This is a genomic window from Paenibacillus sp. FSL E2-0178 (assembly GCF_038593005.1).
GTDB lineage: Bacteria > Bacillota > Bacilli > Paenibacillales > Paenibacillaceae > Paenibacillus_AQ > Paenibacillus_AQ phytohabitans.
In genome coordinates this window covers 4259973-4283444 of record NZ_CP151953.1, presented here as the reverse complement: position 1 = coordinate 4283444, position 23472 = coordinate 4259973, and the positions used below count along the sequence as shown (strand labels likewise).

At 52.7% G+C, this 23472-nt stretch carries 12 protein-coding genes; 8 read left to right on the top strand and 4 right to left on the bottom strand.

What is annotated here, in order from left to right:
* Window positions 1-12: 12 nt before the first annotated feature.
* The 6 genes from MHI42_RS18525 to MHI42_RS18500 all read left to right on the top strand — a co-directional run bounded on the left by MHI42_RS18525 (window position 13) and on the right by MHI42_RS18500 (window position 14189).
* The gene (locus tag MHI42_RS18525; RefSeq protein WP_342420300.1) at window positions 13-738 is read left to right on the top strand and encodes a hypothetical protein; all 726 of its coding nucleotides are present in this window, start codon (window positions 13-15) and stop codon (window positions 736-738) included.
* A 13-nt stretch (window positions 739-751) separates the two neighbouring features.
* The gene (locus MHI42_RS18520) at window positions 752-1846 is read left to right on the top strand and encodes a toxic anion resistance protein (protein WP_039299403.1); all 1095 of its coding nucleotides are present in this window, start codon (window positions 752-754) and stop codon (window positions 1844-1846) included.
* A 412-nt stretch (window positions 1847-2258) separates the two neighbouring features.
* On the top strand, window positions 2259-3047 hold the full coding sequence (locus MHI42_RS18515) for a formate/nitrite transporter family protein (protein WP_039299406.1): 789 nt from the start codon (window positions 2259-2261) through the stop codon (window positions 3045-3047).
* Between the two features lie 408 nt (window positions 3048-3455).
* Window positions 3456-7100: a PA14 domain-containing protein gene (locus MHI42_RS18510; protein WP_342420299.1), complete on the top strand. Its 3645-nt coding sequence runs from the start codon at window positions 3456-3458 to the stop codon at window positions 7098-7100.
* Window positions 7101-7123: 23 nt separating this feature from the next.
* Window positions 7124-8824 (top strand): S-layer homology domain-containing protein, encoded by a 1701-nt coding sequence (locus MHI42_RS18505; protein WP_342420298.1) that lies wholly within the window; start codon window positions 7124-7126, stop codon window positions 8822-8824.
* 25 nt (window positions 8825-8849) lie between these two features.
* On the top strand, window positions 8850-14189 hold the full coding sequence (locus MHI42_RS18500; protein ID WP_342420297.1) for a glycoside hydrolase domain-containing protein: 5340 nt from the start codon (window positions 8850-8852) through the stop codon (window positions 14187-14189).
* Window positions 14190-14325: 136 nt separating this feature from the next.
* On the opposite strand, the gene MHI42_RS18495 is transcribed toward MHI42_RS18500, so the two are convergent.
* Window positions 14326-14778 (bottom strand): rhodanese-like domain-containing protein, encoded by a 453-nt coding sequence (locus MHI42_RS18495; RefSeq protein WP_342420296.1) that lies wholly within the window; start codon window positions 14776-14778, stop codon window positions 14326-14328.
* Window positions 14779-14896: 118 nt separating this feature from the next.
* Between MHI42_RS18495 and MHI42_RS18490 the strand changes: the two genes are divergently transcribed.
* Window positions 14897-15778: a LysR family transcriptional regulator gene (locus tag MHI42_RS18490; protein WP_342420295.1), complete on the top strand. Its 882-nt coding sequence runs from the start codon at window positions 14897-14899 to the stop codon at window positions 15776-15778.
* Window positions 15779-15911: 133 nt separating this feature from the next.
* Here MHI42_RS18490 and MHI42_RS18485 read toward each other — a convergent pair whose 3' ends face one another.
* A complete protein-coding gene (locus MHI42_RS18485) occupies window positions 15912-18224 on the bottom strand; it encodes a TPM domain-containing protein (protein WP_342420294.1) in 2313 nt (770 codons plus the stop codon).
* 229 nt (window positions 18225-18453) lie between these two features.
* Complete coding sequence (locus MHI42_RS18480; protein ID WP_171720322.1) at window positions 18454-18597, bottom strand: hypothetical protein; 144 nt, start codon at window positions 18595-18597, stop codon at window positions 18454-18456.
* 430 nt (window positions 18598-19027) lie between these two features.
* Here MHI42_RS18480 and MHI42_RS18475 point away from each other — a divergent pair, with 430 nt between their 5' ends.
* Window positions 19028-22126 carry an EAL domain-containing protein gene (locus MHI42_RS18475; RefSeq protein WP_342420293.1) on the top strand — a complete coding sequence of 1033 codons (3099 nt, stop codon included), beginning with the start codon at window positions 19028-19030 and terminating at the stop codon, window positions 22124-22126.
* Window positions 22127-22220: 94 nt separating this feature from the next.
* Here the strand turns inward: MHI42_RS18475 and MHI42_RS18470 are convergent, their stop codons facing one another.
* Window positions 22221-23249: a GGDEF domain-containing protein gene (locus MHI42_RS18470; protein WP_342420292.1), complete on the bottom strand. Its 1029-nt coding sequence runs from the start codon at window positions 23247-23249 to the stop codon at window positions 22221-22223.
* Window positions 23250-23472: the final 223 nt, after the last annotated feature.

Here is a 23472-nt window from a genome sequence, read left to right as displayed (position 1 = left end):
AGGTGAGAAGGAATGCAAGCTAAATTCAAAGTACTGGTATACGCCGGGGCCGGCTATGTTGTGGCTGTATTGACCAGCGGGTTCCTGCCCGAGCTGATCTCGCTGCTGCTTCCGGTTGCCGGGGCCGCCCTTGCGGTGCCGGGCTTCAGGCGCACAAGAGTTAATCTCCCGGTGGAGGTAATTCCCGCCGGCCAAGAGCCGGCAGCGGTCCCTGTAGCTTCAGCAGGGGCGCTTCAGTCCCCGGCTGGCAGCGCCCCGGCCGCAGGCCCACTCCCGGCAGCGGGACAGGCTTCTGCGGTCAAAGCGGGAGCTGAGACCAGAGGGGAGATTACCATCGGAGCGGAATTCGCTCCGGTAGTGGAGTATCTTAGCATTCTGGAGGATATGATTATATCTGAAGGGCAGAAGGATACGCTGGATAATGAGATCGTTGAGAAGTCACTGGCGCTGTTCGCCAGACTGCAGCGTGTGGTTCCTCTGCTGCAGGAACTCGGCAACGGCGAGATCAACCACACCGTCCGCAGACTGGTGCTGAAGGATCTCAACGGTGTGATCAATCCGTTCCTGAGGCTGGGCGGCGAAGCCAAGACGAGAAACCGGAGAATGCTGCTGAACGGTCTGCGTGATGTCGATACCAAAATATCCGATATTGCGTCTACGATCGAACATAAAGACCTGATGGAACTTCAGACCAAGGCGGAACTGATTCATCAGCGTTACAGCAGTTCCGAACTATAGGAGGAGGAAAACCATGTCCACGCAGTTGATCGAGCTGAGAAAAGAAGATGAACAGAAGGTAGTGGAGGAAGCTTCCCAGTTAATTGAGAAGGTGTCCAAGACCGATACTGTAGCCCTGGATTCCCTGATGGATGATATCGGCAAGCTTGGCGTGAAGACGCAGGAAAAAGCGGGACAAACCCTTAAGCTGCTGGATCGTCCGGTCAATGACCTGATGAGCGGCAAACGGGTGGAAGTGCCGAATATGATTATGAAGCTGCGTAATGAGTGCGAGACGCTGCAGCAGAGCAAGAATGTCAGCTTTTTCGGCAAAATGCTGCGCAAGAGTCCGCTCAAAAATTATGTCTACAAATATCAGTCCGTCCGCACCAATATTGATGCCATCATTACCGGTCTGCGCGACGGCCGCGATACGCTGGAAGAGAGCATCGTCAACATGCGCCAGCTGAAGCGCACCTCGATGGAGGAGATTTATAACCTGCAGACCAAAATTGCGTTCGGCAACAAGCTGAAGGAGCTGTTCGAGGTAGAAATCGCCAAGCCGGAGAACGAGTTCCGCAAGGCGTATCTGGAACGGGGACTGCGCAAGGTAATGGTACGGATTCAGTCCATGACCGAAATGATTCTGCTCTACAATCAGGCGATTGCGGCAACGGATATCATCAATGACAATAATGATAAGCTGATCGATTCTGTAAACAACGCGATTGATAAGACTTCTAACCTGATCACCGTGTCGGCGATGATTGCCATGTCCCTGGCCGATCAGGAGAATGTCATTAACGCTGTGGAAGCCACCAACAAGACGATCGAGGATCAGTTCAAGGAGAACGCACGGTTGCTGCGTACAACTACCGAGAAGACCACGGAACTGCTCTCCAAGCCGTCCATGTCACTCGAAGCTGTGAATCAGGCAATAGGCGATCTGCTCAGTGCCCTGGATACCTCGGAGCAGTCCAACCGGCGGATTATCGAGAGCTGCCAGGATTATACGTCCAAAATGACGACCATCAACACCCAGCTGAACAACCGGCTCGGGCTTAATGAGGGCTCGCAGCCGCAGGCTTTGAAGCAGGCGGAGAATGGGCTGAGCAGCTTTTTGAACTGATGATTTGATCTGCGGCCTGTAAGCACATCGATACGAAGGAATGCAATAAGCCTGCTGATGGGGATCAGCGGGCTTTTTTTGTCATGATAATCAGCATTCATAATACCTCCCTCTCCCACATAAGTTGTCACTAAGGCGACCTGTGGAGAAAGAGGGGATAAGCGGATGATTCTGGGATGTTTGATAGTTGTGCTTATCGTCGTAGCCAGCAGTGAGAAAGCGGAAGCTATTGCCAGGCTGAATGACCCGGATGATAGAGGCCTGTAAGGCAGGTTCGGATAGTGTGCAGGCTCCATAAATATTGACGCTCTGTGGTTCAAGCAATTTCCAGCGGTTTATTGGGTATAATAACCCGGAGGCTGTACAGCAGCCTCTACAATCACTGAAAATACGAAGCTAAGACGGAGGTCAAATGGAGAACGAGGCACTGCTGCAGGTTGAGAAGCTGGCACTGAAGAAACAGAAGATCTTCCGGCAAAGCATATTGCGGTATATTGCCAGAGCCATGCTCGCCAGCATGTTTATCGGATTCGGCGTTATCGTAGCGTTTAAGACCGGCAACTTCTTCTATATGGAACAATCGCCGATGACCTATCCGATGGCTGCGATTACGTTCGGCGCAGCCATCATCCTCATTTCTTACGGCGGGGGAGATTTATTTACCGGAGATACCTTCTATTACACCTACGCGGCCTTGAGACGCAAGATGGCATGGACTGAGGTAGTGCGGATGTGGGTAGTGAGCTACATCGGTAATATTCTTGGGGCTACGGCGTTCGCCCTGCTGATTTTTCTGACCGGATTATTCTATGATTCCTCTGTGAACGGGTTTCTGCTGAATGTGGTGGCTCACAAGATGGAAGCCCCGGCGCTGCAGCTGTTCTTCCGGGCTATTCTCTGTAACTGGCTCGTCTGTCTGGCCTTCTTCGTCCCGATGTCGATGAAAAGCGACGGAGCCAAAATGTTCGCCATGGTTCTATTCGTCTTCTGTTTCTTCATCTCCGGCTATGAGCACAGTATTGCCAACATGTGTACCTTCGCAATTGCCCTCGTGCTGGATCACCCCGGCACCATATCATGGGGAGGCGTTGTGCATAATCTTGTCCCGGTTACGCTCGGGAATCTCATTGGCGGCGGGGTGCTGATGGGCGTGATGTATTACTATGTGAATAAGCCGTTTCTGGATGAGGAGTCTCATTAAAGCGGCTGCAAAATAAACTGAAAAGCGTTTCTCCGGTTTTGGAGGAACGCTTTTCTGCTTTTTGTTGAGATAAATATACACACAAGCTGTTTGTTCCTGCTGGAATTCATAGTAAATTTCATAGCTGTTTTAACCTCCCGATTACATTTCCTTTTAGAATGCCGGAATTACAACTAACCCTGCTTCGTCGGCTACTTATAAGGGACACAGGTTATTTGGCAGTAGCGGGTAAGAGAGGCGATTTGGAAAAACGTGAATAATTATATATTATAATGAATTAATTTCCAAATACTTTTCTTCAAATTTTACATAAAATTCATCCTGGCTTTACCAAGCATGCATTGAACAGTTCGCCCGGTAAACGTATCATTTCCAAATGATCATAACTTTCATTTGGGGGGAAAAGAAGTGAAGAAGAGGTTTAAGCTGCTAAGCCGAATGCTTGCAGCTGCATTGCTGACGGCTTCATTGTTCACCGCTGGTTATGTGCCGTTACTACCGGCCAGTGCAGAGCCTGCAGACACAGGTGCTAATCCGGCTGAGGGAACGGATAACTCAGGATCAGCATCTGCTGCAGAGCCTGCCGCCAGCGGTGCAGACGGAGAAATATCTCTTGTTGCCGGTGAGGATGCTCCCATGTCAGCTGCTGCTGCAGAGGGAACATTGATCGCCAAGGACAGTGGATGGGTGTATCTGGATGACGGTTCTGATCAGGCTACGGTCTGGCAGGATGTCTATTTCGATGACAGCAGCTGGAAGCAGGGACAAGCCCCGCTCGGCTATGCCGGCAGCGGCAAAGGGCTGGATCTGAACACCTGGATCGGTTACGGCACGGATTCAAGCCAAAAATATACAACATCGTATTACCGCAAGGAATTTCAGATTGACGACCCGGCAGCTATCCTTAAGCTCGCGGCTACGCTGGTCCGGGATGACGGCGCAGTTGTGTATCTGAACGGTCAGGAAGTCTACCGCACGAACCTGCCGACGGGTACGATTCTCTATAATACTTATGCTTCTTCGGCCATCGGCGACGAGCGGCTCGATAATAACTTCAATATCGATCCGGCTCTGTTACTGAAGGGCACAAATGTAATTGCCGCCGAGGTACATCAGGACAGGGGCGGCAGCTCCGATACGTTTTTCTCCCTCGAACTCAACGCTTCTGCAGGGGTATCCGCCTCGAAAGACCACGGATTACTTGGTCAATATTACACCGGTACCGAGACCTTTGAGTTCGGTGATTATAAGTCCACACGAATTGATTCCCAGATTAACTTCAGCAATCTGGACCCCGTTCTCCAGACATGGACCGGACGTTCGGATGATGCAAATATCCGCTGGACAGGCCAGATCATGGCGCCGGAGTCCGGCGACTATACCTTCTATATGACCGGGGACAACGGCTTCCGGGTATGGATTGATGACCAGCTTGTGATCGACCACTGGACTAACGACTGGGATGTGGAACAGACCAGCACTCCGATTACACTGCAAGGCGGAGTGAAGCACAACTTTAAAGTAGAATATTTCGAGGATTTCGGCGGATCGAACCTGTATCTGCGCTGGTCGGGTCCGGGGATAACGAAGCAGATTGTACCTGCCTCTGCCCTTTACCTTCCGGTTGATTACAATGGCCCTGTCTACGGCAGCGTAGATTCTGGCGGTACCAGTGTAGCACTGCAGCTCACGGGTGATCTGCAGCCGGTTTCGTCCGAGTTGGCCAGCCATCTCACAGTCAAGACGGACACAGCTGTGATTCCGCTCCTGAATGCGGTTCAAGGCAGTGCTCCTGATCAGCTTACACTGACACTTGGCTCCATCGTGAAGCCTGGGCAGATTGTGAACATCTCCTATGACGGGCAGGCAGGACTGAAGTTTACAGACGGTACATCTGCGGGCAGTTTCGTTTATAGTCCTGATAATATGTCAGAGGCCGTGGATTACTCACCGATTGCGATTGCAATGTCCTTCCAGAATGAAGCGAAGACCAACCGGTCCTTCGCCTGGTATACAAGCTATGAAAGACCCGACAGCGCACCAGCGGGGATTATGGACAGCATTGTAGAGATCGTGCCGGCAGACCAGGACTTTGACTCCCCAGTGAAGCAGCGCTTTGTTGGAGATCCTGCTGACACCAGGGCGCTTAATCTGAATATCACTAGCTCGACAAAAGGTGCTTTTATCAGCCATAAAGCGATTGCTACCGGACTTGTTCCCGGAACTGCTTATAAATACCGTGTGGGCAGTGACGGAAACTGGAGCGCCGCAGGCAGCTTCACGACTGAGGGGGAGAACGAAAAGGCATACAACTTCCTCTATATGACTGACTCCCAAGGTGCAAATACCAACGACTATGAGGTATGGGCCAAAACACTGAAGAACGGGCTGGATGATTATCCGGATGCTAAGTTCCTGGTAATGACCGGGGATCAGGTCGATGCCGGATCGCTGGAGTCACAGTGGCTGGACTACTTCGGCAAGCCGCAGAACATGCTGATGAAGCTTCCGCTGATGGCGGCTGTCGGCAATCATGAAGGGCCGTATAACGATAACTATTATTATCATTTCAACTATCCGAATGATTCAATCGATGATCCGCTTCCTCCAGGCAGTGTCTATTCCTACGACTACGGCGATGCCCATATCATGGTGCTGAACACGATGGACATGGGCTGGGACGAGCGGCAGCGTAATTCCTTCGAACAGCAGGTTGATTGGCTGAAGCGTGAGGTAGCTGTAACGGACAAGAAATGGAAAGTAGTTGCTTTCCACAAGGCGGTCTATTCGCTCGGGAACCATGCACTGGACAGTGATATTCTGGCGCTGAGAGAGAAGATGGTTCCGGTGTTCGATGAGCTGGGTATCGATGTGGTACTGCAGGGTCATGACCATACCTTCATGCGCTCGTACCAGATGTATGAGGACAAAGCGGTAACGGATATTCAAAAAAACGGCGACGGCAATCCGCTGAACCCTGACGGTACGCTGTACATGATCAATAATTCCGCCGGTACGAAATATTACGATATCCAAAAGGGTGTAAATCCGTATTATGCCAATGTATATCAGCAGCCTAAAGTACCGATCTACTCCGGCATCACGATGACGGAAGACAGCTTCACTATCAATTCGTACAAATCGGGCGATGCAGCTCCATTCGATACGTACACAATTGTCCGCGATGACAGCAAGCCCGAACCGGTGAAGGAGCTGGCAGCTGGCAGGACAGAGGACAAGGCGGCCGTACTTACCTGGGTAAGACCAGCCGACAAGAGTGACGCTGATGCCGTCAGAGGCTTCCGGATTTATGAGAAGAACGGTAAACTCGGGACGAACTGGAGTGTTTATGTACCCGTGGAAGAAGCGCGGAGCCAGTATGAATATAAGGTAACGGGAACTAATCCGGCTGTGGATTATGAGTTTGTAGTCAAAGCCGTAGACAAGCGGGACAATTCCTCGGAAGCTACCGTGTTCTCCGGCGGTGAGCATCCGGCGGCACCGACCGCTCCGGTCATTGACGATGCCCGCAACACCTTCGGCTGGACACTCGTACCTGGCTACCCTGAAGCAGCTGACTATGAATATAGCTTGGACGGAGGCGAAACCTGGCAGCCGGTCACGGTGAACCCGCAGCCGATTCATGACGGCAGCTACGCAGCAGGCATGGTGCAGGTGCGCATCAAAGGTGATATGGCAGCCGGTACGCCAGCAGGAACAGCACTGCTCTCGGATAAGCCGTTCACGCCAAATGATCATACCGATACGTACGAGATAAAGGGTGTGCTTAAGCGCGATAATCAGCTTCAGGTAGAGGTCTCACTGGATCGTCTCGCGGAGTATACCGGCAGCGCTTATGTTGTCTTCGAACTGATGGACGGAGATACTCCGCTGCTGATTAACGCTATCCCGCTTACGAGCAGCCATCTGACGATGTCCCAGTACTACAATGTGAAAGGTGAACACTACCGGGTCAAGGTATTTGTATTTGACCAGTTCAACAACAACCTGGAAGTGCCTGGACAGCTTGCGAAGCCGGTAGAACTTCAGTGATCAGGAAAGAGAGGAATCCGAAGGTGAAAAAAGTTGTAGCGGTCATTATGGTCTTATTGTTCCTGTATTCTCCTGCTGCAGTCTTCGCTGCAAACTCCTTCACGCTCCATTTGAGCGGAAAGGCGGCAGAGCGCGGCGGCAGCATCACGTTGTCTGGAACGACAGCTGGGCCGGGTGACCAGGTCGTAGTCAAAATCGTCAGCCCGGCCGGCACGGTGTTCTATATTGATGTCTTGAAGGCTGTAGACGGAGCATATGCACAGCGGGTATCAATTCCGGCAAGCCAGCTATTGGCTCCATCCGGAAGCTATAACGTCGTTGCCGGTTCCGGCGGAGCTGCTTTGACGCAAGAATTCACCATTCAGGGGGAGGATAATCCGGGACCCGGAACACCGACTGCAGCTCCAACAGCAACCCCAAGCGCGGTGCCGACTGCAACTCCAACACCGACACCGGCGCCGGATTCCGGAACTCCGAGTAATCCGGGTACGTCACAGCCCGTTAGAACGGGCAGCCCTGCTTCATCAGCGGCCAGCCCAATACCAGCCGGAGCAGGAGAAGCCTCTAATGCCCGGATCAAGCCAGAGCTGATTAACGGAAGTTATCTGATTGGTGCAGATACGCTGGCGCAGGCTATGCAGCAAGCTGCTGGCCAGATCACAATTGAGCTTCCGGCCACGGCAGGAGAAGCTGGAGTGGCACTGGAGCTCCCGCAGCAATCGCTTAATCTGCTTAATGCAGGGAATACAGGACTTGTACTGACGGATGGAGTAAGAACGATATCTTTTCCCGCAGGTGCAATGAAGACCTCGGATGATAATCAGACCCGGTTGCGGATAGTCCTGAATGCCAGCTGGAACAAGGAAGCCCAGTCGCTGGTTGGCGGGTCTGTCCGCAGTGATGCCGCTTATGCTTCGACTGGCGTATTACTGTCGCTGGTCATTCAGATGGTAAACGGCAGCAATGTTACTGAGATCCATCAGCTGGCTCAGCCGGCAGAGGTTAGCCTCAGGCTGACACCGGAGCAGATTACCTCGATGAAGACGGAACTAGCGGGCATTTATTACGTGGACGGCAACAGTGCTGAATATGTACCTGGCACGTTGACGGCTGGAACGGTAGCCTTCAAGGCGACCCATTTCTCTGCATATGCACTGCTTGTCTATGACAAGAATTTCGCGGATATGACCGGACACTGGGCTGAGGCAGCCGTGAAATCTCTTGCCGCCAAACATCTGGTGAACGGTGTGGACGCTGCGCATTATGAACCGGCCCGCGGCATCACCCGCGCTGAGTTCGCCGCCCTGCTGATGCGGGCTGTAGAGCGTACGGGAAGCGCACCGGCCAATGTTGCTTCAGCGCCGTTTGTCGATGTACCTTCAAGCGCTTATTATGCCAAGCAGGCAGCAGAGGCTGCGACTATGGGCATTATGAACGGCTACGAAGGAGCTTTCCGGCCAAGTGAACGCATTACCCGCGAGGAAGCGGCGGTAGCACTGGTTAACTCTTCGAAGTACTTCAAGCTTGGGGCAGACGTCCAGGCAGGTAAGGCTTATACTGATGCGCGGGAAATTGCCTCTTGGGCGGCGGCCAGTGTGGCCGAGGCGGGAGCGAGCGGGCTAATGCAGGGAGACGGCACCGCATTCCAGCCGAAGAAGCAGGTCACCCGCGCTGAGGTGGCTGTAATGGTAGGCCGTCTGGTTCAGACCGGCTCTTCACTATAAGATGAAAGCGAGGGATTGGAATCTCATGCGTAAACAACTGTTCTCCATTCTGATGTCGGTTCTGATGCTGCTTGGCTTGCTGGATTCAGTGACTGCCTTTACGGTTACAGTATCCGCCGCGGAAGCCGGTATAGAAGTAGTCCCGGCGAAGAATGTTGCACTGAATGCACAAGTTACGGCCTCAGGTCAATGCAATGTGAATGAACGGCCGCAATTTGCTGTAGACGGCAAGAACGACACGAAGTGGTGCGATAATACAACCGCCAAGATCAAATGGATGAAGCTCGACCTTGGTAAGGATTACACGATTAACCAATGGACGGTTTACAACGCCGGTATCAATGAGAGCTCGAACAGCCCGTTCTGGAATACACAGAATTTCCGGCTGCAGAAGAGCGAGGACGGACAGAGCTGGAGCGATGTGGATGTCGTGCAGGGCAATGTGCAGACGGTCGTTGACCGGTATCTGCCCCAGCCGGTGACAGCCCGCTATCTCCGGTTCTATGTAAGCAAAGCTGCAGCGAGCGGCGATACTGTCCGGCTGTATGAGCTGCAGGTATATGGGGTAGATGCCGGGAAATATCCGGCCTATCCTGCAGTAAATCTGGACCCGGTGGATTATGTTGATCCGCTTATCAACACCCTGGGAGATAACGGTCAGACGAATCCGGGACCGTCGACGCCGTTCGGACTCGTCTCCCTGGGACCTGACAGCGACGGCGGGGCGTTCAGCGGCTATTATTATCAGGATAAATACCTGAAAGGCTTCTCGCAGGTACGTTTCAGCGGTGTAGGCTGCAGTGGGGCAGGCGGCAACATCCTGATGATGCCTGAGACGCGTTCGTTCACGAAGAATGTGAATGAATATAAGCAGCTGTACGATAAAAGCAGCGAGCAGGCTTCTGCCGGGTACTACGGTGTTACGCTGGCATCAGGAATCGGCGTAGAATTGACGGCATCGGACAATGTCGGCTTCCAGCGCTATACATTCCCGGCATCCGCGAAGACGGGTTCTGTACTCGTGGATCTCTCCAATTCCTATGCCGGAATGCTTGATGCCAACCTGAAGGTGGAAGGCAGCAATGAAATTACGGGCATGATCCAATCCAAGAACGTATGCGGCAACGGGTATTATAAGCTGTATTATTCCATCCAGTTTGACCATGATTTCGATTCCTACACCTCCTGGCAGGGCGATACAACCGGAACGGAAGCAGTCCGTACCGGGGCGAACATCGGAGTCTGGGTTAATTTCGATACGAATGGCGGCAAAGTGATCCAGGCTAAGGTCGGTCTGTCGGCGGTAAGTGTGGAACAGGCCAGAGCCGAGGTGAAGCAGGATATTGCTGACTGGGATTTTGACGCCCAGCATGCCAAGATCCGCAGCACCTGGAGCGATGTTCTGGGCAAAGTGGAAATCAAGGATGAAGATGAAGAGAATAAGCAAGTATTTTATACGCAAATGTACCATACGTACCTGCATCCGAAGAACGTAACCAGCTCAGCCGGAACGTTCAAGGCGGGCAGGGATGAGAATACGGTACGCCAAGCTTCCGGGCTTGGTGAGGATTTTGAATACTATAACGGCTGGACGACCTGGGATGATTTCCGCAAATACTCCCTGTTCTCTGTGCTGGAGCCGCAGAAGTATATCAACATGGTGAAGTCGCTGGTTGACCTTTACAAGACCAGAGGGGCCTACACGCAATGGGGGGACGGTTATTGGCCAAGCCCGACGGTGCGCAATGAATTCAACGGTGCCGTTATTCTCGATGCCTATGCGAAAGGCTTCACGGACTATGACGTGTACACGGCGCTAAAAGGAATGGCAGTCGATGCGGACAACTTCTCGATCTCGGACGGCGAAATTTCCGGCAAGCTGGAGAAGGCGAAAAGTGCCTATTTTCCGATGAAGCTTGCTGCGCTGCTGGGCGATAAGAGCACATATGAGAAATATAAGAAGCTCGCACTCTCCTATCAGAGTCTGTGGAATGAGAATCAGGTCGACGAGAACGGTGTTAAGACCGGATTCTTTACCCCGAATGGTACAACGGTAGCCAAGGGGGATGTAACCGCAGTGGACAAGTATGCCTATCAGGGCAATCTTTGGACATACCGCTGGTCCGCTACACAGGACATCAATGGTCTGGCCAAGCTGATGGGCGGCAAGACAGAAATGGCGAAGCAGCTGCAGGATTTCTTTGCCCGGAATGAGTACATGGCTATCAATGAGCCGGACATCGATGTACCCTATCTTTTCAACTATCTGGGTTATCCTTATCTGACCCAATATTATGCCAGAGAATATACTACTGAGGTGGTTACTCAGAAATACCACAACCACGGGCCGTATGCTTTCCCGATCCAATCGCGGGTCTACCGTGCTGATCCTGAAGGTTATCTGCCTTCTATGGACGACGATGCCGGGGGAATGTCCTCCTGGTATGTATACAGCGCAATGGGCCTTTTTCCCGGCAATCCGGGAGACGCCAATTTCCTGATCGGCTCACCTGTTTTCTCGGAGCTGACCCTCCATCTTGATAATGGCAAGACCTTTACTATTAAAGCGGACAATGTCTCCTCCGCCAACCGGTTCATCCAATCCGCCACCCTGAACGGTCAATCGTTTGATCAGGCCTGGATCGGCTATGATGATCTGATGAACGGGGGCACGCTGGAATTTGATATGGGAGATACGCCTAATTATGCTTGGGGAGCTTCGGCCAAATCGGCACCTCCTACAGCAGATTATGATGCTGACATTGAGAACACACTCTCCCGGAATTCATTGATCAGCGAAGGTTCAGAGTGGAAATATTATGATAAGGGCAATTCCCCGGCGAGTGGCTGGACATTAGCGGGCTTCAATGACAGCAGCTGGTCCTCCGGGCAGGCACCGCTTGGCTACGACAACAAGGGATATGCCAGAACCGTGATCGGCTACGGCCCGGATGCAAGCAAGAAATATACGACGTCCTACTTCCGCACAACATTCAATGCATCTGAGCTGCAGGACATACTGGAGCTGGATGCCGGTCTGATCCGTGATGACGGCGCCATAGTCTATCTGAACGGACATGAGATTATCCGGACGAACATGCCGGACGGGGCTGCGGCTTATGATACCAATGCCAATGCTACAGTCGGCGACGAACGTGACTGGAACCGTTATGAGATCAATCCGGATTATCTGCAGGAAGGCATCAACGTGCTTGCCGCAGAAGTGCATCAGGTAAACTTCAGCAGCTCAGATATCGCATTTGATCTCAGTCTGGAGACGGTCAAGCAAATGATGAAGCCTGACGCGCCAACAGCTCCGCTGGTGGACGATACGGCCAATACCTTCGGCTGGACGGCAGTACAGGGTTTCACAAGCCCGGCCGACTATGAATACAGTACCAACGGCGGTGTGAGCTGGAAGACGGCTGCAGCGAATCCGCAGACGGTCGGACCGCAGGCTTTTGCGGCGGGTGCTGTACAAGTACGCATCCAAGCAAATGAAGACCGGAATGTCATGACAGGCGATGCCTTGGTTTCTAATATCCCGTACACCTCGGACATCCTATGGGATGTGTACGATCTGAAGGCAGACGTGAAGCGCACAGGCAATATGACCGTAGAGGTATCAGGAACTCTCAAAGGAGATTATGTAGACTCGGCGGTTGCTGTAATTCAGCTGATGGACGGCGGAGAGCAGGCACTGCTGTCCAGTGCCGTACCGGTCCAGTCCGGCGGCTTCGAGCTGACGCAGAACTTCAGTGTGAACGCCAGCAAGTATCAGGTGAATGTCTACCTGGTGGACAGCTATAACGGCAACATCTACGACTCATTGTGGCTGGCTGATCCTATTGAACCGCAGCCGGAGCCGGCACCGCAGAACCATGGTGAACCAAGTGAACCAGGCGAACCTGGAGGAGAGCAGCCGGGCGGGGAAGTTCCGTTGCCTGAACCGCTGCCGGTACCGGTGAAGCCTCCGGTTATACCTGATCCGGCGGAAGAACCGCAGCCACCGGTAGTGGATACGGGGACGGTAGAATTTGAGAACCGCACGGCCTGGTCGGATGCGGTCAATACGTTCAACAACAATAAACTGAAAACTGAAGACGGCAATAACGGTTCGGTGGTCGCCAATACCTTCACTGGCGCGTGGTTATCCTTTGCGGATATCGATTTCGGAACCAAAGGGACAAACCGGATTACGGTCGAGTATAATGCAAACTCTGACCGGACACCGGCGGATGCGGTGCTTGAGCTGCGGCTTGGGGCTGTAGACGGCGAGCTTCTCGGCAATGTGGAGCTTAAGAATACCGGTGCAGGGTGGACGCAATATAAGGCGGCGGCAGCAATCCTGAATCGTACACTGACCGGCAAGCAGAGCCTGTTCTTCGTGCTGAAGGGCAGTACAGACAGCAATCGTCCGTATATCGCCAATCTGGACAAGTTCATGTGGGACTACCAGGCGATCCGGACCGACTACACCAAGCTGGAGCTGGAGAGCTATGATGCCTGGTCCACGGATAATAATCCGGCCAACGGCGGTCCGCTGAAGACCGAGAACGGTACCAGCGGCAAGCAGGTTGCCAATACCTTTAGCGGAGCCTGGCTGGCATACAAGGGAATGAACTTCGGCAGCACGGGCGTGAATCAGTGGTCGCTGGAGTATACAGGCAATTCAACGAATACGGCCGCAGATTCATCCGTTGAAGTCCGTCTGGGCGGAGTGGACGGTGAGCTTGCAGGCACTCTGTCAGCACCGCCGACTGCAAATGCCTGGGGGACGTACAAGACTGTGTCCGGCGCGCTGAGCAAGAATCTTACCGGCATGCAGGACATCTACCTGGTGTTTAGGGGCACAACGGATTCAACCTTCAAGTATATCGGTAATTTTGACAATGCGTCCTTCTCTCTGGACGCAGCTGAACCGGATGTTCTTGTGGAATTTGAGAACAAGACCGTGTGGTCTGATGCCAAAAATACCTTCAACAGCAATCCGCTCAAAACTGAGGGCAACAACGGCGGAACTGTAGTGGCTAATACATTTACCGGAGCCTGGTTCTCCTTTGAGAATGTTGATTTCGGCGTACAGGGCAAGAACTACGTGTCCATCCAGTACGATGCGCCGACCAATCGTGCCCCGGCTGACATCACAGCTGAGATCCGGCTGAGCGGCAAAGACGGTACCGTAATCGGTACGTTCAGTCTGCCCAATACAGGCGGAGCCTGGGGGAACTACAAGACTGCAGGCGCTCTGCTCAGTCAGACACTGACCGGCAAGCAGCATCTGTATGTCTCACTGAAGGGCTCGACTACTTCGAGTCTGAACTATGTGGGCAACCTCGATAAACTAATCTTCACGAAGAAATGATGGAGTGATTGCTGCAGAAGGCCCATAGGAGACTTGTCTCCTATGGGCCTTCTTTGCTGCTGATTTTCTTAATTTCATAAAATGATAAAAAGCTGCGTCTCTCACGGAAATATCCGCTTAGGGGAAAGGCTCCGCACTATTGTGATCCGGCAGGCATGCTATAGTACAGCGGCGCTTCCTCCTGCAGGTTGCCCTCCAGTCTGCCCCCTTCCTTGCGCCAATACTCGATACCGCCCAGCATCTCCTTAACGAGGTAGCCCTGGGCAGCCAGTCTGGCTGCAGCTTTACTGGCTCCATTGCACGCGGGTCCCCAGCAATACAGAATGAGTACATCATCTGTGGGCAGCTCCGGAGAAGTGTGGTTTATCCGCCCGGAGGGCAGGGAGAGGGCTCCCGGCAGGTGAGCCTCTTCATATGAACGGGCATCGCGGACATCGACCAGCTGAAAGCCGGTGATCCCTTCACGCAGATCGTAAGCCACATCGGCCACATCGGTCTCGAATGCTGCTTTGGCCGTGAAATAGCGTACCGCATCTGCGGAGGCCGCTGCCGGAGCAGCCAGTACTTGAGATTTTGCCTGTAGTTTCATTGCGGAGTCCTCCTTTGTTAAATGGGTTGGTTTTATTATATAGGGGAACTATAATTGGAGTTATCTATAGTCTGTGATACTAGATATCGAATATATTGATAATTCAGGAGAGTTGTGTATGGAATTAACCTATTTGCGGACCTTTTGTACAGTGGCAGACCACGGAAGTTATACCCGGGCGGCAGAAGTGCTGGGATACGCACAATCGAGTGTGACGGCGCAGATCGCCAAGCTGGAGGAGCTGTACGGAGCTATTCTGCTGGAGCGTTCGGGCAGGGGGATGATTCCAACCTTCGCCGGCAGCAATCTGCTCCCGTATGCCCGGCAGATGCTGGCGCTGAGTGCGGAAGCCAAAGGGATAATCTCCGGCGGTGATCAGGGAGTGCTGAATATTGGAGCCATTGAGACGCTGGCCGCATATTATCTGCCTCACCGGCTGCACCGGTACCGGGAGCAGCATCCCGGAATGCAGTTGCGGGTACAGCCCGGCTCTGAAGAAGATATCATCGCCGCAGTCAAAGATAAAACCGCCCATTTCGGTCTGATCTTCGATGTTCCGTATGCGTCGGGGGAACTGGTCACTCTGCCGCTGCGGGAGGAGCAGCTGTATGTGATCACCCATCCGGAGCATCCCTTGGCAGCCGAAAAGGCGGTTACCCCGGAGCATCTGGAGGGGGAACCGCTGGTGCTGACAGAGAGTACCTGCACTTACCGGAAGCAGCTGCTGCATGTGCTCAGGGAATCCGGTATAACTGCGCGTGTGGATATGGAGTTTGGGAATCTCGAGGGGATCAAGCAGGCGGTGAAGCACAGCTGGGGGACGGCCTTTCTGCCGCGGTATGCGGTAGAAGAGGAGCTGCGTACCGGCGTGTTAACCGGAATTCCCCTGGCCGGGCAGCTGGAGCCGTTTTATATTCAGCTTATCTACCGCAAGGAGCAGCGGCTATCCCCTGTATTCATGGAGTTCATTGCCCATATGCAGCTGCAGGAGCCTGTATAACACATCTTACATTCTCAGCATCAGCCACCCCGGGACTTACTTATACATGTTCTTCAGAAAAATACGGCTTCAGCCATAAACACTGGCTGAAGCCGTATTAGATATGTCTATGTCGCTCCCGGCAATCCGCCGTCTACCACTTGGAGCCGCCGGAAGAGTTCCTGCCGGACTTGCCTCCGCCCCAGGAAGAGCCGCCCGACGACCGGCCTCCGCCGCCCCAGGAGGAGCCGCCGGAGGAACGTCCGCCGCCGAATCCGCCCGAGGAGGGCGGCCCGGAGGACATCCGCTTGCGGGCCTGTTCTCTGCGCTGCTGTTCCCGCATCATTGCCAGGCGGGCTGCCCGCTCTGCCTCTTCCTTCTGGCGGACAAGCCGGTTCGCTTCCTCCACGAAGCTGGAAATCTGCGATGCATAAGAACGTCCTGTACTCTCCAGTTCATCCAGATTGTATGGACGGGCGGACAGGCGCTGCTCCAGCTCGGCATACTCCGGCAGCAGGGACAGCTGGAAGCGGCTCTGTGCAGCAATACCTCTGCTATGCAGCAGATTCTGTGCCGCATCGACCCGGCTCTGCCCTTCCGCGAACAGCCTTCTCAGGCTGTCCAGACGTTCGTACAGAGAGCTCACACTGCTGTCGATACTGCTGAATTTGCCCTCAGTCTCGTCCTGCAGCGTTAGCAGCCGGTCAAGTCCGCTGCGCGCATTCTCATATTCACCGCGAGCATCGCTGGTCCAGGTCTCAATCTGCGGCACTTCGCCTGCGCCTTGCCGCAGTGCGGCGCCGGTCTCCTCAAGCGTCTGCTCCAGACTGTCCAGATGCTGGCGGACGAACTGGTTCCCCGCCTCGGTGAGCTTGCCCTGCAGCTCATTGCGCCGCTGGGTCAAGCTGCCCCACTTGCTGCGCACCGTCTCCAGATCTGCACGGTTGCTCTGCCGGATCATGGCCTGGCGCTCCGTCATGGCAACGGCTTCAGCCAGCAGCGCGTCCAGCGCCGCACCGATGCGCCGCACCTCATCCATGTCGCCGCTGCGCAGCGGCGCCTCCAGGGACCCGGCGGCAGCGGAAGCCTGCTCCAGACTGTCATAGGGCTTAACCTTCATATTGTGCAGGGAGTTCTGCTCAATCAGCCCGGCAATGCGGCTGCGGGCAGCGGCCAGAACCCCGGGGAATGCCTTCAGCTTATCGTCAAAAGCATCTACATCCTGCAGGTCCCGCTCAATCTGCTCCTGGCGCTCCTGCGCCTCTTCGGTAATATCCTGTGCGGCAATCGGGTCAAACAGCTCCAGCTGGTCAGCTTTGGCGGTTTCTGCGGCCAGCTCCTGCAGGTCCTCGGCGATTTCCTGCAGCGGATAGCCGGTCGCTTGGGCCGCCTGCTGCAATTGTCCGTCAAGCTCTGGCGCATCCTGCTTCAATTCGGTGATTCGCTGCTTGACGTTCCGGTCGGCTTCGCTGATGACAGCGATATTCTTCTCTTCCTCTTCAAGCGAGGTGCGGAAATTGCCTTCCGTCTGCTGAAGCTGTTCTGTTGCAGCTTTGAGGGCGGACAGGCGGTAGAAGGGCGGCAGGGCACCTTGCCCGGTGGTCTGCAGCGCTGAGATCTCGACCAGCTGCGAGGTCAGGCGCTTTGATATACCCTCGACCAGTTCTCCGGTCTTGCCCTGCACGATTCCCTGGAAGGGCTGAAGGGATTCGAGGGCGCGATTCGCACGTACCAGCAGGTCAGACAATTGTTCCTGCTGCCTGGCAAGCCCGCTGCGGCGGCGCATTCCTGTAATCAGCACGTACAGCAGGAGCACCAGTAAGGCGGCACCCGCAGCAATAGCGGCGAGCGATAAGAAGGAGAGTCCGCCGCTGCCGGTCTCGGCCGCCCCCGATCCGCTGCTTCCGGCTGTCCCGCCGTTGCCGCCTGATCCGCTACCCGCAGTACCACCTCCGGCAGTACCACCGGCAGCACTGCCCGGTCCGCTGCCTACGGCTTGAAGCTCCTTAATGACAGAGCTGATTCCTGAGGCGAAATCACCGTCTCTGGCATAAGGATTGAAGTAAGTCTCCAGCAGCTTAGTGATTGCCGCGCTTCCCGAAGACCCTCCAAGGTTCTGCGACCAGGCATTGAGCGAGTTCTGCAGCTCCGGATTATCGAAGTTAATCTCCGTCTGCTGGTCTCCGTAAGCGATCAGAAGCAGGATATCCCGGGTCTTCAAGTTCCAGGTATCGTATACCTCCTCTGCATAACTGGCAGGGTCCGCGCCGTCAAGAGAGTCTATTGTCAGGATATGGAGAGTATAGCGGTCCGTTGCGGCCATCCGGGTGATAGCTTCCGCTTCCTGGGCAGTAAGTAAGCCAGCTTCATCATTAACAACTCCCTGCTGTACAGGAATATCCGCAGCATAGACGCCGGGGATCTGGAGCAAGGATAATAGTAAGACCAAGGCGAGGATTTTTCTCAAGTCTGCACACTCCGATCTATGGGCTGTTATTCGTTATATTATGCTAATCATTATATCATTAAACATTCCGGAGACCTCAGATGCAGCCGTCCCGGAATTAGCCCCCGTATACCACAAAAAAAAGCCGCATTCCCGTTAAGGAAATGCGGCCGTATACATTCTTCTATAACTAACAGCAATGGCGTCCTTGCCATAGACAGGGAGGCTTAGCTGTTGTGCGCGGAATAATCTACCGGGTTTGCAGACAGAGGATATACTGCAATCTGGACTTGATCTCTTTTTGCCATTTCATATCTCCGACTTTTACAGCAAGATTGAGCAGATCCAGGTAATCGTCAACCTGTAATGCGGTCCGGGTGGTGGCTGCGTTCATGGGTGTTCAGTCTCCTTTTAACTCAGATATAGTCAAGTAATGAATACTAGATATTCAATAATGATAATCATTATCAACCGTTATTGCTATTATCCACATTTTGCTTCCAAAAAGCAATACAAATATAAAGTTTCTTATTTTAAAATATAAGAATTTATAGGTGCCACCCACTAATCCTTCCTCTATATCCCGCGAAACAGTACCGTCCTTTAAAAGGCCGGCAAAGTCGCCTCCGCATACTTCTTCGACAATAAATAAACGATTCTGCAGAATTTGCACATTTTATCAGAATTGAAGTGGAACTAGCAGGAACCTTACCATTTTTTGTCGAATACAGCTTCATAATAAATGCGTTTAGCCGATTTTTATGGGACAAAGGAGAATTGCGATGAAGCGGTGTAAACTCTTGCTTCTAATTGGCATCGTGCTCATGATTACACCCCCCGCTGCCGCTCACGCCGAAAGACAGGATATTAAATACCAGGCAGAACTGGAATATCCCCCTTACAAGTACATACAGAACGGATACCTGACAGGCTTTGATATTGATCTGACGAGTATGATTTTTGAGAAACAGGATTATCTTATTCTATACAGCACCGGGGAATGGGAGAGTACATACAGGCTGCTGACCGAGGGCAAGATCGACACGACCGGACTCATGGCCGTAACCGAGGCGAGAAAGCAGGATACCTTGTTCTCCAGACCTGTGCTGAGGAGCTATATTTCCGTCTATTCCCGCCAGGAGCTTAGTGAAGAAGTGAAGCTGAACACGTTGAGAAATTACAAAATCGGTGTAGGCAAGGGACAGTATTCGGAAACTGTTCTGCAGAATAAGGTGGGAATCTCATCCTCACAATACATAGAATATGCAACCGTACCTGAAGCAGTGGAGGCCCTACGCAAAGGCGAGATTGATCTGCTGTTCGAGAATCAGGGGGTTGTGGATTATCTGATTGTTGAACAGGGGCTGACCGGAACAATTGTCCGCAAAATGAACAATCTGTATCCTCAGGATGTCGCTTATGGCATCAGCAAGACCAAGCCGGAGCTGGTGTCTTATGTGAATGCCAGACTTGAGCGGCTGGAACGCTCCGGGGCATTCGAAGAGCTGTATCAGCAATATTTCTTCGTTCACTCGGATTATCATCAGTCCATGATCCGTAACAGAATTATATCAGGAGCGGCCATAGGGGTTATCCTGCTGGTATTCGGCGCTGTGCTGCTCCGGATCTATATCCGGCGTCTGCGCCGGACGATCCACTCCGAACAGGAATTCTTCGAGGATGTGATCGAGAATACCGGAATGATCGTATGGGCGGTTCATGGAGACAAGCGGAGCGTGCGCTTCAATCAATATGCCGAGAAAATGACCGGGCTTTCAGAGAAGGACGTGCTCGGCGTGAGTATCGATGACCTGCCTGGTCTTGAGGGCGGAGCGGCAGTGCTGCGGGATCTCCTTACCAAAGCGGTTTATCTTGATTATGTGACTAATGTGGAGCTGAAGCTCCCGGAGCATTCTCCGGGTGCGCATTATTTCTCCATCCGCACTACCCTGATCAAGGGGATGGATAATCAGGCGGAGGATATATTTGTCCTGGTCGGGCTTGATATCGATGAACGCAAACAGAACGAACTTAAGCTGCAGCTGAGTTACGAGGAACTGGAATCTACCTATGAGGAGCTTGCGGCAACTGAAGTTGAGCTGCAGGACCAGTTCAACCGGCTGGGCGTCAGTGAACGGCGTTTCCGTCTGGCCTCCGAAGGCTCAGGTGCCTATATGTGGGAGCTCGACTGGGATAGCGGCTTCTACAAGCTCTCGGACCGCTGGTATGAGGTCATGGGCTACACCGAGGAAGAGATTAATTCCTTCGAAGGCGGCGTGCTCAGCATCATTCATCCGGATGATCAGGAATCCGCACGCAAAGCCAGACAGGAGCATCTTACCGGGCTGACTCCGATCTACGAAACCGAGTACCGGATGAAGACCAAGGATGGCGTCTACGTCTGGTTTGAGGTTAGGGGGAAGGCAATTGTGGACCCGAGAGACCAAATCGTACTGTTCCTTGGCTCGCTGATTGATATCAGTAAGCGGAAGCAGGCAGAGTTCAATCTGAACAACAGCTATCAGGAGCTTGAAGCGACCTATGAGCAGCTTACGGCTACGCAGCAGGAGCTTGTAGGGCAATATGAGATGCTGCTGGAGAATCAGAAGAACATGCACCGCCTGGCTTATGTGGATTCGCTCAGCAATCTGCCGAACCGGATCTGTCTGCTGGAGACGATGGAGAATTATTTCCGCCGGCCGGGGGGGAGAGCAGCGCTGCTGTTCGTAGACACAGACAACTTCAAGTATATTAATGATACGCTAGGACATAAATCCGGCGACATTCTGATCCGCAAGGCCAGCGAGCGCCTGCAGTCGGTAGTCCGGGAAGGGGACATGCTCTCCCGGCTTGGCGGCGACGAATTTGTAGTGTTTCTCAAAGACATAGAGAGCCGCGTGGATGTGCTGAATCTGGCCGAGGACATTATGCGCTCCTTCCGCAAATCCTTCCTCATCGGCGAGAGCAACCTGTACGTATCCTGCAGCATCGGGATCTCCTTCTACCCGGAAGACGGGGAGACGACGGAGGAGATTCTGAAGAATGCTGATGTAGCGATGTACCGGGCCAAAGAAGAAGGAAAAAGCACTTATGTGGTTTATGACAAATCAATGCATACGGCATTTAATGAACGGATGAACATTGAGAAGCATCTGCGGAGTGCCATGAACAATAATGAATTTGAGCTGCATTATCAGCCGCAGGTGCAGATCGATACGGGACTGATCTCGGGATTCGAGGCTTTGATCCGCTGGAACAGTCCGGTACTCGGTTTTGTCTCTCCGCTATCCTTCATCAAGATTGCCGAGGATTCCAGGCTGATAATTTATATCGGGGAATGGGTGCTGCGGGAAGCCTGCAAATTCATGAACAGCATCCACCAGCTTACCGGAATCTCTTATAAAATATCAGTGAATATCTCCATTATTCAGCTGCTGCAGGATGATTTCGTGGAGATTGTGCTGGATAGTCTGGAAGAGAGCGGTCTTGAGCCGAGCAGTCTGGAGCTGGAGATTACGGAATCCATATTTATGGAATCGTTCGAGAGCACCGTTAGCAAGCTGGAATTCCTGAAGTCACGCGGCATCCGGATTGCGCTGGATGATTTCGGGACGGGGTACTCCTCCTTAAGCTATCTTCAGCAGCTGCCGATCTCGACACTCAAAATGGACAAAATTTTCATTGATTCCCTTGCGGATAAAGCCTATAGCGAGTCCTTCGTTCAGACGATCATTATTCTGGGCCATAAGATGGGCCTGGATGTTGTAGCCGAGGGCGTGGAGGACTCCAGCCAGCTGGCCTTCCTCAAGGAATCGAATTGCGACAAGGTTCAGGGTTACCTGATCAGCCGGCCGGTGCCGCAGCGCAAAGTAATTGACCTGCTCGTGCCGCAGAAGCGTTATGAAGTAGAACATCTGAATTAGAGCTTATAGATTACATAGTAAAAGCGGGTCCCGGGCATGGATAATATGCCTGCGGACCCGCTTTTTTTGAACTATAAAAAATGTTTATTTGCAGCTAGAAGATGACGATTTTGTTCTTACCTGTTTTTTTGGCTTCATACAGGGCATCGTCTGCCTGCTGAAAAGTGGAGCTCTTCGAATCCGTTCCATCATAATCATGCATGCCGATGCTGACCGTAACCGATTTATTCTCCATTTCATTAATGGGCAGGCTGGCAATTCCGGTTAGGATCTTGTCCATAATCCGCACGGAATCCTCCAGCGGCTTGGCCGTCAGAATGATAACGAACTCTTCACCCCCGTACCGGGCGGCGAAGTCATCCGATCCGATATGCTGCAGCATGACTGCAGCTACCTGCTTCAGTACAATATCGCCAACCCAGTGGCCATACTGGTCATTTACTTTTTTGAAATTGTCGATATCGAGAACCGCCAGCTGCAGGGGAAAAGGATTGTTCTGCTGATGCTCGATCAACCAGCCCAGATATTCATGAAAGGTCTTGTGATTGTACAAGTCGGTCAAGGGGTCAATCTTGGACAGCCTGTCCATAATAATATTCTGAATGCGCAGATCCTGCTCCGACTTCACCGAATTCTCCAGTGACTGCATTAGATCCCGTCCCCGTGCAATGACGCCGAACCCGGCTAGAGAAGTTCCTGCGAAGATAAGGGTGATAATAATGTTCTGGATGCGCAGGGTATAGTCATAGGTGGCTGTGTTGAGGAACAGCATAATGATATAGATCAGGCAAATAATTGAGGAAGCCTTCAGATAATTGTCCTTCAGATAGATCATGGATACCAGCAGCGGAAGCAGCATAATCAGCGGCTTCACATGAAACTCCGTGCTCAGATTCATGATCATCAGAATGCCGTACAGATGGCTTGCGACAATAATTGAGAACTCGGACATCAGCGGTTTCCATTTATGTACAACCTCGAGAATCAGAAGCAAGACGAGCAGTATGGAGTCGGGGATCAATATGTGGTTAATGAAATATTGCCCGCCTGAGAGCTCAGGCCGGTGGCCCCACATGGATAAGGCAACAAATAGCTGGCTTGCCAGATAAACAAACAGGACCATCCAAAAGGTATTGAGGAGGACACGGTTCCAGTACATTTGGCGAGGAGTTGGCGGTGGGATGTGCATAAGATGTTCCTCTTTTCCAGTGGCAATATACTTATATATTCGACAATTACCCCGATTTTCCTCCCTAATCCGATACTGTGATCATTGTTCGTGTTTTGGTGATTAACACTAGGTATTTATAGCTATTTATGCTGATATAATAATTCAAACACGAATT